Here is a 14,971-nt window from a genome sequence, read left to right as displayed (position 1 = left end):
GCGCTGTGGACCCACCTGATTCCATGCCGAACTCAGAAGTGAAACGCAGCAGCGCCGATGGTAGTGTGGGGCTTCCCCATGTGAGAGTAGGACACCGCCAAGCTCCAAACAAGAAAGCCCGAGTCTAGCGACTTGGGCTTTTTTACGTCTGCAGAAAACAGAAAACAACATCCCTCCTTAAAGACCAGCAACAAAGCAGAGTAGGGCACCCCTCTTATCATGCTCCCACACTAAACCTGAGTCGAATGACTTGGGCTTTTTTACGTCTGCTGAAAACAACATCCCTCCTTAAAGACCAGCAACAAAGCAGAGTAGGACACCCCTCTCATTATCCTCACACTGAGCCTGAGTAGAGTGATTTGGGCTGTTTACGTCTGCAGAAAAAGCAGGCTTGCCCCTGTCTTATGCCCTTGTATAAATGAGAAAATAACCTCGTTGAGGCTATTTTTAAACACTATCATAGGCTAAGCACGTCAATGGGGGAGTTTGAGCTAGATGCCTAGTACGTAGGCTGCGTGCATTGAATTCAGTCGGGAAATAACAGAAAAGCGGTTGGCGGATTATTATGGTGTGGCAGCTGGAGAGGGAATAAAGTGAGTGAGACGCTGGGTCTCACCACTTGTTGATATTGCGTTTAGTGCTTACATTTACCATCCACAGAACGACCATATAAGTACAAACTGTGGTTAGTTAATTCAATACCGTGCTGTGCTGCAATTTTTTCTTGTCGGTCTTCAATAAGCTCATCAGTAAATTCAATTACTTCACCACAGTCTAAGCACACTAGGTGATCATGATGCTCTGTTGTTGAGAGTTCAAACACAGATTTTCCGCCTTCGAAGTGATGGCGGGTAACGATACCGGCGTCATCAAATTGGTTAAGTACGCGGTAAACAGTTGCTAAGCCAATTTCTTCACCCATTTCGATGAGCTTTTTGTACAAGTCTTCTGCACTAATATGTTGGCTATCAGGCTGTCTTAATAGCTCGAGGATTTTGAGCCTAGGTAAGGTGACTTTTAAACCCGCCTGTTTCAGTGCTTTATTGTTATCGGCCATGGTAGGGTAGTTGTCCTGATAATAGTTGGTTTAAGATAGAATGCGTCAAAAGAAACATTCCAAGGTGTATTTATAAAAGCTTACAATGCTTTTGTTGAGTTGAGCAAGGTACGCCTTAACAAAAATAACATTCAATTGTATTTCTATTATGACAAGGGTAGCTCATTTCTGAAGTTTACGCAGATCGACATGTCTCTCTCATGTTAGGATCTGCGCTTTATAATTGATTAGTCTTCTAACTCGGCTAAACACATTTCGTCATAGATTTGTTTAACCCAAGCATCCACACGCTCTGCTGTCAGCTCTGGTTGACGGTCTTCATCTATGCCAAGGCCAACGAAGTGATTGTCGTCAACGAGTGCCTTAGACGCTTCAAATTCATAGCCTTGAGTTGGCCAATGACCTATGATGGTAGCGCCTTTCGCTTCCACTATGTCTTTTAATGTTCCCATCGCATCTAGGAAGTATTCGGCGTAGTCTTCTTGGTCACCACAACCAAAGATAGCGACTAATTTTTCACTAAAATCGATTTCTTCAAGTTCAGGGAAGAAATCATCCCAGTCACATTGGGCTTCGCCGTAGTACCAAGTTGGTATACCAAATAGAAGCAAGCTGAACTCATCAATTTCAGCTTGTGTGCTTTTAGCGATGTCTTTTACTTCAACTAGTTTTTTTCCAAGTTGTTTTTGGATCATTTTTGCTACAGCTTCGGTATTGCCCGTGTCACTACCAAAAAATATCCCTACACTTGCCATATTTTCTACCCATTATATCGTTACTGTTGAGGTCTAAGTTGTTGCTCAAGCATGTAAACAATCAGTTCGCTACGGCTCATATTGTGCTGCAGTGCCAAATTGTTTAGCTGCTCGAACAAGGGTTGTTCGACCTTTAATTCTACTCTTCTCAAACCTTTCGCTTTGTCGCGTTTGATTTGATTACGTTTATTGATCTTTAATTGCTGCTCACGCGATAGCGGGTTTGTTTTTGGCCTACCTGGCCGTTTTTCATCACAGAAAAGATCTATCGTCGTTCTATCAGTTAGCTCTTTTGCCATTGTATATACTGCTTAACCAAGCCCGTTGGACTCCCAAAATACTTCAATAATGCCTTTTGAAATGAATCCAGCACAGCCCAAAAACAACACCATCCAGACAATGGCACGGCCATAGGTTGGCACGTTACTGCGTTTTAATACATCATTGATGGACAGCCCGATCAGCAAAAATAAAATGACGTAAAAACCATAAAGGCCGAAGGTTTCAATCTGTTCTGTGTATTCACTTAACATAAGTTAATCAACATGAGTTCGTTAAGGCTAATTTATAAACGGCGGGAATATACCATATCTCCCCATCATTCGCTAACTTGTTGCGGCCAAAAAATTTGCCACTATTTTGTTAAACACCGCTGGCTTTTCAGCGTGTAGCCAATGGCCCGTCCCCATGATCATTTTTATCTTTGCGTCAGGGAAATGCTTGGCTCCACTTGGCCAATATTCCTTGATGATGTAGTCAGACAGTTCGCCCTTGATAAATAAGGTCGGGCCTTGAAAAGTTGCGGATGTGTCTGGCCAGTCAATTATATCGCGGTATCCATTAACGAGGGCGGCTAGATTGTAACGCCAGATCATTTTGTCTTTGAATTTATAGAGCGACTTTAGCAGGAACTGAATGACACCGACTTCTTCTATGTATTGACTTAGGCAGGTTTGGGCTTGTCCACGGGTTTTAAAGTCCGCCTCGGCTACAGCCTGTAACCCAGCAAACACACTTTGATGTCTTGGCTCGTAATTCACAGGCGACATATCGGCTACGATCAACTTGTTAACCCGATCCGGCGCGAGCAAAGCAACTTTCATCGCAATTTTTCCGCCCATTGAGTGGCCAACGAGAGAAAATGTTTTGATATCTAGTAACTTGGCTAGCTCTAAAATATCGTGGGCCATATCTTGGTAGTGCATGCTAGGGTGATGAGGCGATTCACCATGGTTTCTCACATCCACACTGATGACTCGGTAATGGGGGCTTAAGGCTTGCTGCAATAAACCAAAGTTAGACAGGCTACCAAACAAGCCATGGATCAAAAAAACAGCATCGCCTTGGCCACTGATTTTGTAATTAAGCTGCATTTATTTACTCTTTATTAATTTTGTTGTCATATATATGCAATTAAATGTCGATTCCGTTTTTATTGGGGAAAAAGGGATACACCTATGCTGGGCACTCCAACGTCGGCCAACGCTTTGTAGGGGAAGCTTTGGCCAAAACAGAATAACCTGACCAAGTGTAACGATAGATTGGCTTAAAGTCATTGGAGTGTCGTCTTTAGTCTGGGTATAATCCCCATATGTTTTGCCGGAAATGTTTGTAAGAAATGAAAAAAATAGAGCTAGATGATGAGTTGTACCAATACATAGCAGCTCAAACCCAAAATATAGGTGAAAGTGCGTCACAAATACTACGTCGCTTATTGTCTTTACCGCCCTTGCCAAATAATGACCGAGCGACTGCGCCGTCCAGCAAAAGCAATAATCAACAAGCGGCTAGTGAAACGACGCAGGAACAGCATGACAATTTAGCCGATTCAGCCCAGCTTGATGATAAGGAGCCGACTCCGTCATCAACTCACAATGTTATCAGTGAAGCAAAAACATACGCTGAAGGCGGTCAGACCCCGTCAGTTGATTCATCGAGTTTACTGACGCTTCTTGAGGGGAACGAACTCAACAATATCGAGCATTCAGTGGAGCGTTTTTTAACCTTGTTATCGGCCATGTATCATGACTCTCCCGCTGCATTTGCTAGAGCGAGTGAATCTACAAGAGGCAGGAAAAGGCTCTATTTTGCTCAATCCGAAATCGCGTTGGAAGAAGGGGGGAAAACCTGTAAGCCCCGAGCGATTGCGGACACACCATTTTGGGTGATTACAAACGCAAATAACGGAAGAAAACGAATCATTATCGCGCAGTTGATGGCAAGTATGGGGTATGCACATCATGTGATAGAGAAGGCATGCGCAACAATTTAACATCAACCTTAAAGGATTATTATGTCACTTCACCCTCGTGCAGGCTTACCTGCTCAACAGCAAGATCTTACCAATATTCCGACCTTGGTCGCGGCTTATTACACCAATAAACCTAATGTCGACGTGCGCGAACAGCAAGTTGCGTTTGGTACATCTGGTCATCGTGGTTGCTCTTTTGATTCTGCTTTTAATGAGGATCATATTTTGGCGATTAGCCAAGCCATCGCGGAATATCGTCAACAGCAGGGTTATCAAGGGCCGTTGTTTCTAGGTAAAGATACTCATGCTTTATCCGAGCCTGCCTTTGCCAGTGCGATTGAAGTGTTGGTGGCCAATGGGGTGCATGTTGTGGTTCAAAAAGGGCTTGGATATACCCCAACCCCTGTCATTTCCCATGCAATCTTGGCGCACAACCGCAGTGGCGATAAGCCACTTGCTGACGGTATTGTGATTACGCCATCACATAATCCACCACGCGATGGTGGGTTTAAATATAACCCACCCAATGGCGGCCCTGCTGACGGTGGAGTGACCAAAATGATCCAAGATCGCGCTAATGAAATTTTGGCGCAAGGGCTGACTGCCGTTAAGCGAATGGATTTTCAAAGCGCCCTGGCACAGGCCGAGCATTACGACTATGTTATGCCGTATGTTGCTGATTTAGAAAATGTTATCGATATGAAGGCGATAGCTAATGCGGGAGTCAAAATCGGTGTCGACACCTTAGGCGGCTCTGGGGTTGCGTTTTGGCCTGTCATCGCTAAGCACTATGGTCTGGATATCACAGTGGTAAACGACCGTGTTGATCCTACTTTCTCATTCATGACCCTAGACAAAGACGGCAAGATACGCATGGACTGCTCGTCTCCCTATGCCATGGCCAGTCTTATTGAGCTAAAAGATAAGTTTGATATCGCGGTAGCCAATGATCCTGATTACGATCGCCATGGTATTGTTGCCCCTTCAGTTGGCCTCATGAACCCAAATCATTACTTAGCGGTGGCGATACAGTATTTATTTGGTCATCGCCCTGATTGGCCAACAGAAGCTAAGATTGGTAAAACCCTTGTCTCGAGTTCAATGATTGACCGTGTTGCCGAGAAGCTGGATAAGCCGTTATGTGAGGTACCTGTCGGTTTTAAATGGTTTGTAGATGGACTGTTTAACAGCGAATTTGGCTTTGGTGGTGAGGAAAGTGCCGGCGCCTCTTTTTTACGCCGCGATGGTGGCGTTTGGAGTACGGATAAAGACGGTATTATCTTGGCGTTATTAGCCGCGGAGATTATTGCTGTCACAAAACAAGATCCTGGCGTGCACTATCAAGCGCTGGCAGCTGAATTTGGCGCTCCTCTATACCAGCGTATTGATGCGCCCGCGTCACCAGAACAAAAAGCGGTGCTAAATGAACTTAATCCGGACATGGTTGAAGCCAGCACGCTAGCTGACGACAAAATCACGGCTAAACTCACCCGTGCCCCGGGCAATGATGCGGCCATTGGCGGCCTAAAAGTCGTGACCGAAAAAGGTTGGTTTGCGGCGCGTCCATCCGGAACCGAAAACATCTATAAAATTTATGCCGAGTCGTTTGTTGATGAGCAGCATCTAAGCCAGATCCAAAGCGAAGCTCAGCAAATCGTGGCTGCAGCGTTTGCAAAAGCGGGTTTATAGTATGCTCTGTTTTACTGACTAACCCTGTCGACTTCAGATTATCATTTTGATAACCAACGCCACGCAGCTTTAGCGTGGCGTTGTTTTTTATAGACGATTTGCCATCCCTGCCCCACGGGCTTTTTAAACTGCTCGCTTTATGAGTGCTTACCATCTCGCTTCACCCTAAGCAGGGTTCAATTCAAAAAGCCAAGGCTTTATCAGCATCATTTCGCTTAATTAGGATGTTAATTTTATTTATGTTGAGACATTGACAACGGCCATGGGCTTTGAGCGCTGATTTGTCTGTCAAGGTAGTGTAGATCATTGAACTGTAACAAAAGTTAATCACACTTCTAGCTTATTTACTGGTAAATCAACAATGGATAGTTTACTTTTAATTAGCAATTTTTTTGTGTTTAACCGTCTTAAGCTGTGACGTTTACACGCTCTCCCGCACACTTGTTAAGGAACCTACCATGGCGACAAAGAAAACACAGGTTAAGCCTTTTGATATCAGCGCTGACAAGCTTAAGCAGCGTATCGTTCATCACCTTCGTTCTACCTTAGGTACTCATGAAAAAAAAGCCAATGATAAGGCTTGGTGGAACGCAACCTGTGCAGCAATTAATGAACTTGTATTTGAAAAACTGACCGAGACGCAATCGACTCATGCGAAAAAAGATACGCGTGCGGTTAATTATTTATCCCTTGAGTTTTTAATGGGGCGACTCCTTTCGAACAATTTACATAACCTAGAGCTCTTTTCAGAGGCACAACAAGCATTGCAATCACTTGGTAAGGACATTTATCAAGTCTGTGAAGAAGAGCCGGACATGGCCCTCGGTAATGGTGGTTTAGGTCGTCTTGCGGCATGTTACATCGATTCATTAGCGACCTTAGGCTATCCCGCCATCGGCTATGGCATCCACTATGAGCATGGACTGTTTCGTCAAGAATTTCGCGATGGGCACCAAATTGAACGTCCAGATAGCTGGCGTGAGTATGGAAACCCGTGGGAAATCTGTCGCCCTGAGTCGGTTCAAGAAGTTCCTTTATACGGCTATGTCGAAAGTGTTTTTGAAGCGGACGGCTCCATGCGCAAGGTATGGCATGCTGGGCGTAAATTAAAGGGGGTACCATGGGATATCCCGATTGTGGGTTACGGAGCCAACCTAGTTAACGTGCTGCGCTTATGGGAAAGTAAGCCAGGTGAAGCTTTTGATTGGGATGTATTTAATGCGGGTGGTTACGTGGATGCCCAAGCGGAAAAAGCGCAAGCCGAAACCGTATCTAAAGTACTGTACCCCAATGATGAAACCGAGCAAGGTAAAGAATTGCGCTTGATCCAACAGTACTTCTTCTGTGCGTGTTCGATTAAAGACATCATCCGCCGATTTAAACGAGCCAATGGTGATAAATGGTCTATTTTTGCCGACAAAGTGGCCATTCAACTGAATGATACCCACCCAGCTATCTCAGTGCCTGAATTAATGCGGATCTTAATGGATGAAGAAGGCCTGGCCTGGAATGAGGCTTGGGAAGTCTCTCGACATACTTTTGCTTATACTAACCATACCCTCCTTCCTGAAGCACTAGAGAATTGGTCTGTTGCCTTATTTGAGCGGGTATTGCCACGTCATTTAGAAATCATCTATGAAATTAACCGTCGTTTCTTAGAGCAAGAAGTGGAAGCCAAGTGGCCAGGTAATGATGAGATGAAGCGCAAACTCTCTATTATCAATGAAGAGGGCGGGCGTATGGTGCGGATGGCCTATCTAAGTGTGGTTTCATCCTATAAGGTGAATGGCGTAGCCGCTATTCATACACGTCTGGTGAAAAAAGATCTGTTCCCAGAGTTTGACGCCTTATACCCAGGAAAAATAGTTAATGTGACTAATGGTGTCACCCCGCGTCGCTGGCTAAAATCGGCTAACCCTGAGCTCGCGCAGTTATACGATAAAACCGTAGGGGCAGGGTGGCCAACGCAATTACACTTGCTTAAAGACGCGTTACCTAAAGCGAAAGACAAGAAATTCCAGCAAGCCTTTATGGCAATCAAGCGCGATAACAAACTTAAACTGGTGGATGAAATTAAGGCATTAACCGGGGTAGAGGTGAGTGCCGATGCCATTTTTGATATTCAGATTAAGCGTTTGCATGAATACAAGCGACAGCAGCTCAACCTGTTGCACATTTTAACCTTGTATCGTCGTTTATTAGCCAACCCCGCACTTGATATGGTACCGCGTGTCTTTATCTTTGGTGCCAAAGCGGCGCCTGGCTACCACATGGCGAAGAAGATCATCTATGCCATCAATAAAGTCGCCGATAAAGTGAATAATGATGAGCGGATTAAGGGCAAATTAAAAGTGGTGTTTATGCCTAACTACCGCGTTTCATTGGCTGAGAAGTTGATCCCTGCGGCAGATGTATCTGAGCAAATCTCAACAGCTGGTTTAGAAGCGTCAGGGACAGGTAACATGAAGCTAGCGCTAAACGGTGCGCTGACTATCGGTACCCTTGACGGCGCTAACATTGAAATTGCCGAAGAAGTCGGAGAAGACAATATCTTTATCTTTGGTCTCAATGTTGACGAGGTTGAAGCGATCAAGAAAGCGGGCTATAACCCGTTTGATTACTACTACAAAAACGATGAGCTCAAAGCGGTATTGGATTGGTTAGACAGTGATTACTTTACGCCAGGCCATCCTGGTGAATTGTCTGATGTGAAGCGAAGCTTACTTGATTGGGGTGATAACTACCTATGTCTGGCGGATTATCAAAGCTACCTAGATGCGCACGAGCGCATTGATGTGGCTTACCGAGATCAAGCTAAATGGGCGCAAATGGCCATCATTAACTCTGCCAGTATGGGTAAGTTTAACTCTGACCGTTCAATTCAGGACTATGTTGATACCATCTGGCATTTAGAGCCATGTCCTTTAGGCTAAATGAAATATAATGATTGACAAGGGAGGCATTGCCTCCCTTTTTTATGCGCCGTTGTTGCCTTTTCCCTAATCGGCTTATACTGAAAAGATGATGGCAACAGCGGGGGCAGCGATGAGCTTTATCGAATTTACCCTAGGCAAGTTAACTAAAGCGGAGTTTGTCGCCCAACTTCCGAAGCATCTTGCGTTTGAATGCTGGGCGCCAGGGGTATTGTATTTGCCAGGAGAAGGCCCCGTTAGCTTGGTTTTATCGGCTGGGATCCACGGTAATGAAACGGCACCTGTGTTGGTGCTTGATGAGATAGTCAAGCAAATTTGTCGCCGGCAAATAGTGCCAAAATATGCCTGTTTATTTATCCTAGGGCATCCACAAGCATTGCTTGAAGCAAGGCGTTATTGTGATACTAACCTTAATCGTTTGTTTTGTGGATATCACCAAAAGGTTAAACCTTGTATCGAAGCAAACAGAGCGGCTTTATTAGAGCAGAGTGTGAAACGCTTTTTTCAGTTACATGATACTCATAAAAAGCAGCATTGGGATTGTCATTGTGCTATTCGAGATGCTATCTATCCGCGCTTTGCTGTGGTTCCTGTTGCGCAAGAGCAGGACATGCATCATTGCCAGCGGTCGATGGCATCACATTTATCTATGTTACAACAGGCTGGGATCCAAGCCGTTGTATTAAGTAAGCTCGCTACCCATACCTTTAGCTATGCTTCATATATTCAATATGGCGCTCAAGCGGCAACCCTTGAACTCGGAAAGGCACTGCCATGGGCGCAAAATAACATGCTCGATCATCAATACTTTCAGGATTACCTCATTTCTCTAATCACATCCAATACGCATGATGCAAGGGGAGAAACTCACTCAAGGTTGAGACTATTTAGTGTTGCGCAGCAAATGATTAAAAGTCGCGATGATTTTACTTTGGCTTTTGCCGCAGACATGGCCAATTTCAGCTGTTTTGGGCAAGGTGAGTTATTGGCTTATGAAACGGGAAGAGAATATCGCGTTAAAGAAAAGCAAGAGATGGTCTTGTTCCCAAATGCTAAGGTAGAAAGAGGAGCAAGGGCGTTGTTGACCCTTACCCCGTATCATGACAAAGGCCTTTATGACTGACGGCTATCTCGGCTAGCTTGCGCCAGTTCTCTTAGCATGTCTTCGGTGTCTTGCCAGTTTATACAGGCATCCGTGATGCTTTTGCCAAAGACTAATTCTTTGCCATCTTCAACTGCTTGGTTGCCTTCTTCTAAAAAGCTCTCAATCATCACACCGGCGATCGCTCTAGAGCCATTGCGCATCTGTGCCATGATATCCTTGGCGACGTCCCATTGTTTTTTATATTGCTTCAAGCTGTTACCGTGGCTGAAGTCGACAATTACCCGCGGCGTTAAGCCGATATCCGCTAATTGTGCCGCAGCAGCTTGAACATGTTGTTCACTGTAGTTGGGCTCTTTGCCACCACGCAAAATAATATGGCCATAAGGGTTACCCGCCGTTTTGTAGATGGTCATCCGGCCGTGTTTATCTGGAGAGTAAAAGATATGGCGCGCCTTGGCTGCACGAACCGCATCCATGGCAATTTGTAAGTTACCATCGGTCCCATTTTTAAAACCCACAGGACAAGATAAAGCTGACGCCATTTCACGGTGGATTTGGCTTTCGGTGGTACGTGCACCAATAGCGCCCCAAGTGATTAAATCGGCAAGGTATTGGCCTGTTACCATATCTAAAAATTCGGTCGCCGTTGCTAACCCGAGTTCATTGATATCAAGCAGTAAGTTACGAGCAAGGGCGATGCCCTTATTGACATTGTAGCTGCCATCGAGGTCGGGATCGTTAATCAGGCCTTTCCAGCCAACGATAGTACGTGGCTTTTCAAAATAGGTTCGCATCACGATGCATAAATCATCGCCTAGTTCGTCTTTTAGCTTCACTAAGCGCTTGGCATATTCAATTCCCGCATTAGGATCGTGTATGGAGCAAGGGCCAACGACAACCAATAAGCGTTTATCTTCACCTGAGATAATCGCCTCAACTTCTCGTCTGGCACGGGTTACCACACCCGCAGCGGCATCGCTGAGGGGGCGATCATCGTTGAGTTCGGCAGGAGTGATTAAGAAATCTTGTTTTTCGGTACGTAACTCGTCAGTTTTTAATGGCATCAGGCCGCATCCTTGTTAACGGTGCGATTCACTTGTGGGAGAGCCTCCGCCTTAGAGCAAAGCCGTGTATAGCGCTGAGCTCAGGCATTGGAATTCGCTTCACCACAAGGGCACCCGCGTTAAGTCGTATCAGTAAATGCCATCACCTTAGCTAAAAAAACCAAACCTTTAAAGTAAAACGCATCGGTTAAGCTAAAAAATTCCAGCTCGGCTAGTGATGTTTGTCGAAAACATCCACTACGGGTAGAATGCAGCGCTTTAAAGCGCCGTTATAGGGGGGATTAAATTGCATCGCTATCAAGATTTAATCAAAGTATTTGAAGATTGCTTTTTACAAACAGAAAACACGCAACTTATCGCAGGCGACAGCGAACCTATTTATTTACCCGCTGATCAGCAACACCCTCATCATCGAATTATTTTTGCTCATGGCTTTTTTGCCAGTGCTTTGCATGAAATATCCCATTGGTGCATTGCAGGTCAGGCCCGTCGACAACAAGTTGACTTTGGTTATTGGTATGAGCCTGACGGTCGCACGGCGCAACAACAAGCTGAATTTGAAAAGGTAGAAATCAAACCCCAAGCCGTTGAGTGGGGGCTGGCTGCAAGTTGTGGCTTTGCTTTTTCGGTGAGTTGTGACAATCTTTCAGGTATTGAGATTGACCGACTTGGGTTTCAGCATAAGGTGTATGACCAAGTTCGGGTTTATCTGCAGCAGGGCTTTCCCCCACGCGCGCACATTTTGATGCAGGCGTTAGCGAAATTTTATCGTGTTAGTGCCCTAACGCCCGCTGCATTTGACTATCGCGGCATGTATTTAAGGTAAAGATTATGTATCAGTTGTATCAGGACATGGAACAGAAAATTGCCCATATTTTAGAGCAGGGTGACAGTGATGAGTTATTTGCGTCTGGTTATCTCAGCGGTCACTTAAGCCTAGCTTTGGCGCATTGTGAACAAGCGCAAAAACACTCAGCAGATGATTTTATCGTTCAGGTTGAGCAGGAATTAGCGCAAGCGTTTGCTGCGCGTGAACTGAGTCCTGCCGACCAAGTGTTAGTTGAGGCCATGTGGCGTCACTTAACGCAAGGCTAATTTAAGCATCTGGATCAGGTAGCGCAGCGGCACAGGTTTTATTTCGCCCAGATTCTTTTGCTCGGTATAGCGCGCTGTCTGACAACTTTAACCACTCACTGGCCGAAGGTAACTGCGCGTATGTCTGAGCGATGCCTAGGCTAATGGTAAAGCAAATATCGTGTTCATCATGATAGACGTGTAACGCTTCAATGCTTTTGCGTAAGCGCTCGGCAAAGAAAAGGGCTTTTTCAGCTTCGGTGTCAATCAACAGCACCGCAAATTCTTCTCCGCCATAACGGCCTGCAATGTCGGTTTCGCGTAGGTTTTGTTTCAGGGTCGCACTCACAGCTTGAATGACTTTATCTCCGGCCTGGTGCCCATAGGTATCATTAACGCGTTTAAAGTGATCAATATCAAACATGATCAAACAAGCATTTGCTTGCGTACGTTTGTAGCGCGCAAACTCATGATGAAATTGCTCTTCCCAGTACCCCCGATTATACAGCTGGGTTAACGCATCAATCCGGCTGAGATCTTGTAGTTGATTATTAAGCTCTTTTAACTGTAATTTGTTGACCGCGCTGTCAGTGACGTCGTAGATGATTAAACTAACATGGGTGACTTCGCCAGTAAGACTCATTAACGGGATAATGGTCATATTTTGATACATAAACTCAGCGGTGCCAGTAATCGGGCGATAGTTCTTAAAGCGAAAGATATAAGGCCGTTGCTCCCAAGTCGTGAAGGCTCGGTTTTTGAGTAAAAATACGGATTCAATTTTTTGGCTTAACCACTCTTTGGGGATCTCTGAAAACAAATCAAACATGACTTGGTTTTGAACTTGGCTGCCGCCCTTGCCGCTGTGATTTTCCATAAACCCATTCCAGGCTTGCACTTTATAGTCGCGATCCAGCACCACCAGGCCAACATCGATGGTCTGCACCATCTCAACCATCCAATGAAATTCTTTTAAATCGAAAGCGCTATTTTGCATAATTAATTCAACAAATAAGTGAGTTTATTGTTAAGGGTTGTGATGGAATCTTCGGTGAATAACATCAACAAGTCGCAATGAATATTTTGATTTTCAATAACGTAGTTTATTTCAATCGCTAGGGTTTGCTTCCAGCGAGTCTGGTTTTCGTTAACTAAATCTTTGATTTTACAATGCTGGCCTAATACAACGGGGTGACCTTGGCTAAATGACATATCGAGTTGTTCGGCGAAGCCTTTGAGAAATGCCCCGATCAAGATGTTGGCAATGTCCATCATGACCTCAATTTCAGCTTGCTCGTTGAGATCTCCCTGAAAGTTCATCAGGCTGGCCATATCTTTAAAGCTGGAGTCGTGAAACAGGATTAACGCTTCACCAGCGATCCCGGCTCCGATGTAGCCCTGGCAAACAGCTGAAATCGTATCGTTAGATTCTGCTGCTTCTAACGCCATAGTCAATTCACTGACTTCTAACAGGTTCACTGTGGGGATAGGGAGTAGCACGAATACATTAAGTAATCGCGCTAGCAGATCTGCGGCTTGCCCCATGGCGACGTTAGCGACCTCTTGATAAGCATCTCGGGCATCATTAGGTAACTCAATTTTAGGTCCGGCATATTCATTGATATCGTCTTTCGCGAGCTCCGCCACCACTTCATCAGCTTGTGGAGGAGGCGAATCGACTGGCTCAGGGGTGGGCAGTAAATCGGCCTCATTGATGACGCCGTATTGACTGAGGATATCGGCAATTTTTTCTTTGCTGACCGGTTTTTTGATAAAGTCGAGGGCACCAAACCCCAGTACTTTCTCTCTCGCCTCCGGTTGAATATCGCCTGAAACGACAATGACTAACGCGTTTAAATCTTGTTTGCAAATGGCTTCCAGTACTTCGTAGCCATCCATAACAGGCATGTTCAAATCAAGAAAGACAACATTACCTAACCCCTTTTTGATTGCCTCTAAGCCTTCACCTCCGTGGGTTGCAAACGTGATGTCTACATTCCAGTTATCCGGCAAGCTTCTGGCCATCTGTTTGCGGGCGAGTGCTGAGTCATCACAAATGAGAATGGGTAGTGACATGCGGTGTTCCTATCTATGCTTTATTCTATCTTATGGCAATAATCTCATTATTGCCATCAAGCTTGTCGAGTTCTGTTTATTTTAGTTCGATTTACTTCATCCCTTTGCTTGTTGAGAAAATCGTTTATTGGCACGTGATTTCTTTCTGGCCGAATATTCACGGCAAGATAGCCGATGGCATCGAGCAACGGCAGTATGAAAAAACCACCAAGACCAACGTTTTGTGAGAAACATCAGTAAAAGAACAAAACTATCATCTTGAAACTTGCTCAATTTCTGTCTAAGTGATAGCTTGAAGCGGTTTTTTGTCGGGCTGCTAAATCTCATATGTGAGCCAATCACAGGGAAAATAATAATTAATAATGAAAAGCTTATCTCTACTCTCAATGCTATGTTGTGCGTTAAGTCTAGGTGCAAACTCTGCTATGGCGGCCTCTGATTGGCAAACGTCTAGTAAATTGGATACCTTATCGCCAAACGTGAATGTCAATTTCAAGTTCTACGATCTTGAAGCCCAGAGCATGTATGAACTGTTTCAAAAGATCCGTATTGTTGGCCCTGCTGGGCAAGCGGGTAACAAGGCTGCAGGTAAGGCTAGCTACAATATGAACTGGCAGCTTGCTTTTGAACAAAAGGGTAATCAATGCCGAGTGGGTGACGCTGGTGTTGATATTGAAATCGATATTGTGGTACCGAGATGGTTAAACGTAGATGAACAATCCGAAAAAGCCCAAGCACAATGGCAGATCTACCTCGGAGGCTTGCTCGATCATGAAAGCGGTCATAAGGACATTGTGGTTAACGCGGCAGAGCAATTGATTGAAAGCATAAAAGTTGCGCCAACCAATTTAAATTGTGCTCAACTGCAACAGCGCGTAGATAAAGCGGGATATCGCTACCTTGCTAAGGCGAAGGTCGAAAGTAGCGACTATGACAAAAAAATGAAGCTGTCATTTAAATAAGCTAA

15 protein-coding genes and 1 rRNA gene are annotated in these 14,971 nt (G+C 44.9%); 8 read left to right on the top strand and 8 right to left on the bottom strand.

What is annotated here, in order from left to right; genetic code table 11:
- Positions 1-103: ribosomal RNA gene (gene rrf, locus K6Y21_RS09300) — 5S ribosomal RNA — on the top strand; the annotation flags it as partial.
- A gap of 531 nt (positions 104-634) precedes the next feature.
- Here rrf and fur read toward each other — a convergent pair.
- The 5 genes from fur to K6Y21_RS09275 all read right to left on the bottom strand — a co-directional run bounded on the left by fur (position 635) and on the right by K6Y21_RS09275 (position 3,185).
- Positions 635-1,057, bottom strand: coding sequence for a ferric iron uptake transcriptional regulator (fur, locus tag K6Y21_RS09295; protein ID WP_233071553.1), 423 nt, complete (start codon positions 1,055-1,057; stop codon positions 635-637).
- Positions 1,058-1,284: 227 nt separating this feature from the next.
- A complete protein-coding gene (fldA, locus tag K6Y21_RS09290; protein WP_233071552.1) occupies positions 1,285-1,812 on the bottom strand; it encodes a flavodoxin FldA in 528 nt (175 codons plus the stop codon).
- Positions 1,813-1,832: 20 nt separating this feature from the next.
- Positions 1,833-2,111, bottom strand: coding sequence for a LexA regulated protein (gene ybfE / locus K6Y21_RS09285; protein WP_233071551.1), 279 nt, complete (start codon positions 2,109-2,111; stop codon positions 1,833-1,835).
- A 12-nt stretch (positions 2,112-2,123) separates the two neighbouring features.
- Entirely contained in the window at positions 2,124-2,345 is a 222-nt protein-coding gene (locus K6Y21_RS09280) for a DUF2788 domain-containing protein (RefSeq protein ID WP_233071550.1), read from the bottom strand.
- A 72-nt stretch (positions 2,346-2,417) separates the two neighbouring features.
- On the bottom strand, positions 2,418-3,185 hold the full coding sequence (locus K6Y21_RS09275; protein WP_233071549.1) for an alpha/beta fold hydrolase: 768 nt from the start codon (positions 3,183-3,185) through the stop codon (positions 2,418-2,420).
- A 245-nt stretch (positions 3,186-3,430) separates the two neighbouring features.
- Between K6Y21_RS09275 and K6Y21_RS09270 the strand changes: the two genes are divergently transcribed.
- The 4 genes from K6Y21_RS09270 (at position 3,431) to K6Y21_RS09255 (ending at position 9,808) form a co-directional block, all read left to right on the top strand.
- The gene (locus K6Y21_RS09270) at positions 3,431-4,084 is read left to right on the top strand and encodes a replication initiation regulator SeqA (RefSeq protein ID WP_233071548.1); all 654 of its coding nucleotides are present in this window, start codon (positions 3,431-3,433) and stop codon (positions 4,082-4,084) included.
- 21 nt (positions 4,085-4,105) lie between these two features.
- Positions 4,106-5,752 (top strand): phosphoglucomutase (alpha-D-glucose-1,6-bisphosphate-dependent), encoded by a 1,647-nt coding sequence (gene pgm / locus K6Y21_RS09265; protein WP_233071547.1) that lies wholly within the window; start codon positions 4,106-4,108, stop codon positions 5,750-5,752.
- Positions 5,753-6,210: 458 nt separating this feature from the next.
- On the top strand, positions 6,211-8,685 hold the full coding sequence (locus K6Y21_RS09260) for a glycogen/starch/alpha-glucan phosphorylase (RefSeq protein ID WP_233071546.1): 2,475 nt from the start codon (positions 6,211-6,213) through the stop codon (positions 8,683-8,685).
- Between the two features lie 112 nt (positions 8,686-8,797).
- Positions 8,798-9,808, top strand: coding sequence for a succinylglutamate desuccinylase (locus K6Y21_RS09255; protein WP_233071545.1), 1,011 nt, complete (start codon positions 8,798-8,800; stop codon positions 9,806-9,808).
- Here the strand turns inward: K6Y21_RS09255 and K6Y21_RS09250 are convergent.
- A complete protein-coding gene (locus K6Y21_RS09250) occupies positions 9,799-10,854 on the bottom strand; it encodes a 3-deoxy-7-phosphoheptulonate synthase (protein WP_233071544.1) in 1,056 nt (351 codons plus the stop codon). The two genes, K6Y21_RS09255 and K6Y21_RS09250, sit on opposite strands and share 10 nt — an antisense overlap.
- A gap of 286 nt (positions 10,855-11,140) precedes the next feature.
- On the opposite strand from K6Y21_RS09250, the gene K6Y21_RS09245 reads away from it, so the two are divergent.
- Positions 11,141-11,680, top strand: coding sequence for an elongation factor P hydroxylase (locus tag K6Y21_RS09245; RefSeq protein WP_233071543.1), 540 nt, complete (start codon positions 11,141-11,143; stop codon positions 11,678-11,680).
- A 5-nt stretch (positions 11,681-11,685) separates the two neighbouring features.
- A complete protein-coding gene (locus K6Y21_RS09240; protein ID WP_233071542.1) occupies positions 11,686-11,949 on the top strand; it encodes a YfcL family protein in 264 nt (87 codons plus the stop codon).
- Position 11,950: 1 nt separating this feature from the next.
- Here K6Y21_RS09240 and K6Y21_RS09235 read toward each other — a convergent pair whose 3' ends face one another.
- Together K6Y21_RS09235 and K6Y21_RS09230 are read right to left on the bottom strand one after the other, a co-directional pair.
- The gene (locus K6Y21_RS09235) at positions 11,951-12,925 is read right to left on the bottom strand and encodes a sensor domain-containing diguanylate cyclase (RefSeq protein WP_233071541.1); all 975 of its coding nucleotides are present in this window, start codon (positions 12,923-12,925) and stop codon (positions 11,951-11,953) included.
- Positions 12,926-12,927: 2 nt separating this feature from the next.
- The gene (locus K6Y21_RS09230) at positions 12,928-14,004 is read right to left on the bottom strand and encodes a response regulator (protein ID WP_233071540.1); all 1,077 of its coding nucleotides are present in this window, start codon (positions 14,002-14,004) and stop codon (positions 12,928-12,930) included.
- Between the two features lie 362 nt (positions 14,005-14,366).
- On the opposite strand from K6Y21_RS09230, the gene K6Y21_RS09225 reads away from it, so the two are divergent.
- Complete coding sequence (locus K6Y21_RS09225) at positions 14,367-14,966, top strand: DUF922 domain-containing protein (protein ID WP_233071539.1); 600 nt, start codon at positions 14,367-14,369, stop codon at positions 14,964-14,966.
- Positions 14,967-14,971: the final 5 nt, after the last annotated feature.

This window comes from Motilimonas eburnea, assembly GCF_021295345.1.
GTDB classification, from domain to species: domain Bacteria; phylum Pseudomonadota; class Gammaproteobacteria; order Enterobacterales; family CBDFNC01; genus Motilimonas; species Motilimonas eburnea.
The sequence above is the reverse complement of the archived record's forward strand: the minus strand, read 5'-3'. Positions and strand labels throughout refer to the sequence as shown.

Bases quoted from the DNA above. Each gene is read 5' to 3' on its own strand.
- fur (WP_233071553.1), bottom strand. From the start codon at position 1,057: ATGGCCGATAACAATAAAGCACTGAAACAGGCGGGTTTAAAAGTCACC.
- fldA (WP_233071552.1), bottom strand. From the start codon at position 1,812: ATGGCAAGTGTAGGGATATTTTTTGGTAGTGACACGGGCAATACCGAA.
- K6Y21_RS09280 (WP_233071550.1), bottom strand. From the start codon at position 2,345: ATGTTAAGTGAATACACAGAACAGATTGAAACCTTCGGCCTTTATGGT.
- K6Y21_RS09225 (WP_233071539.1), top strand. From the start codon at position 14,367: ATGAAAAGCTTATCTCTACTCTCAATGCTATGTTGTGCGTTAAGTCTA.
- K6Y21_RS09240 (WP_233071542.1), top strand. From the start codon at position 11,686: ATGTATCAGTTGTATCAGGACATGGAACAGAAAATTGCCCATATTTTA.
- K6Y21_RS09230 (WP_233071540.1), bottom strand. From the start codon at position 14,004: ATGTCACTACCCATTCTCATTTGTGATGACTCAGCACTCGCCCGCAAA.
- K6Y21_RS09255 (WP_233071545.1), top strand. From the start codon at position 8,798: ATGAGCTTTATCGAATTTACCCTAGGCAAGTTAACTAAAGCGGAGTTT.
- K6Y21_RS09250 (WP_233071544.1), bottom strand. From the start codon at position 10,854: ATGCCATTAAAAACTGACGAGTTACGTACCGAAAAACAAGATTTCTTA.
- pgm (WP_233071547.1), top strand. From the start codon at position 4,106: ATGTCACTTCACCCTCGTGCAGGCTTACCTGCTCAACAGCAAGATCTT.
- K6Y21_RS09260 (WP_233071546.1), top strand. From the start codon at position 6,211: ATGGCGACAAAGAAAACACAGGTTAAGCCTTTTGATATCAGCGCTGAC.
- K6Y21_RS09235 (WP_233071541.1), bottom strand. From the start codon at position 12,925: ATGCAAAATAGCGCTTTCGATTTAAAAGAATTTCATTGGATGGTTGAG.
- K6Y21_RS09270 (WP_233071548.1), top strand. From the start codon at position 3,431: ATGAAAAAAATAGAGCTAGATGATGAGTTGTACCAATACATAGCAGCT.
- ybfE (WP_233071551.1), bottom strand. From the start codon at position 2,111: ATGGCAAAAGAGCTAACTGATAGAACGACGATAGATCTTTTCTGTGAT.
- K6Y21_RS09275 (WP_233071549.1), bottom strand. From the start codon at position 3,185: ATGCAGCTTAATTACAAAATCAGTGGCCAAGGCGATGCTGTTTTTTTG.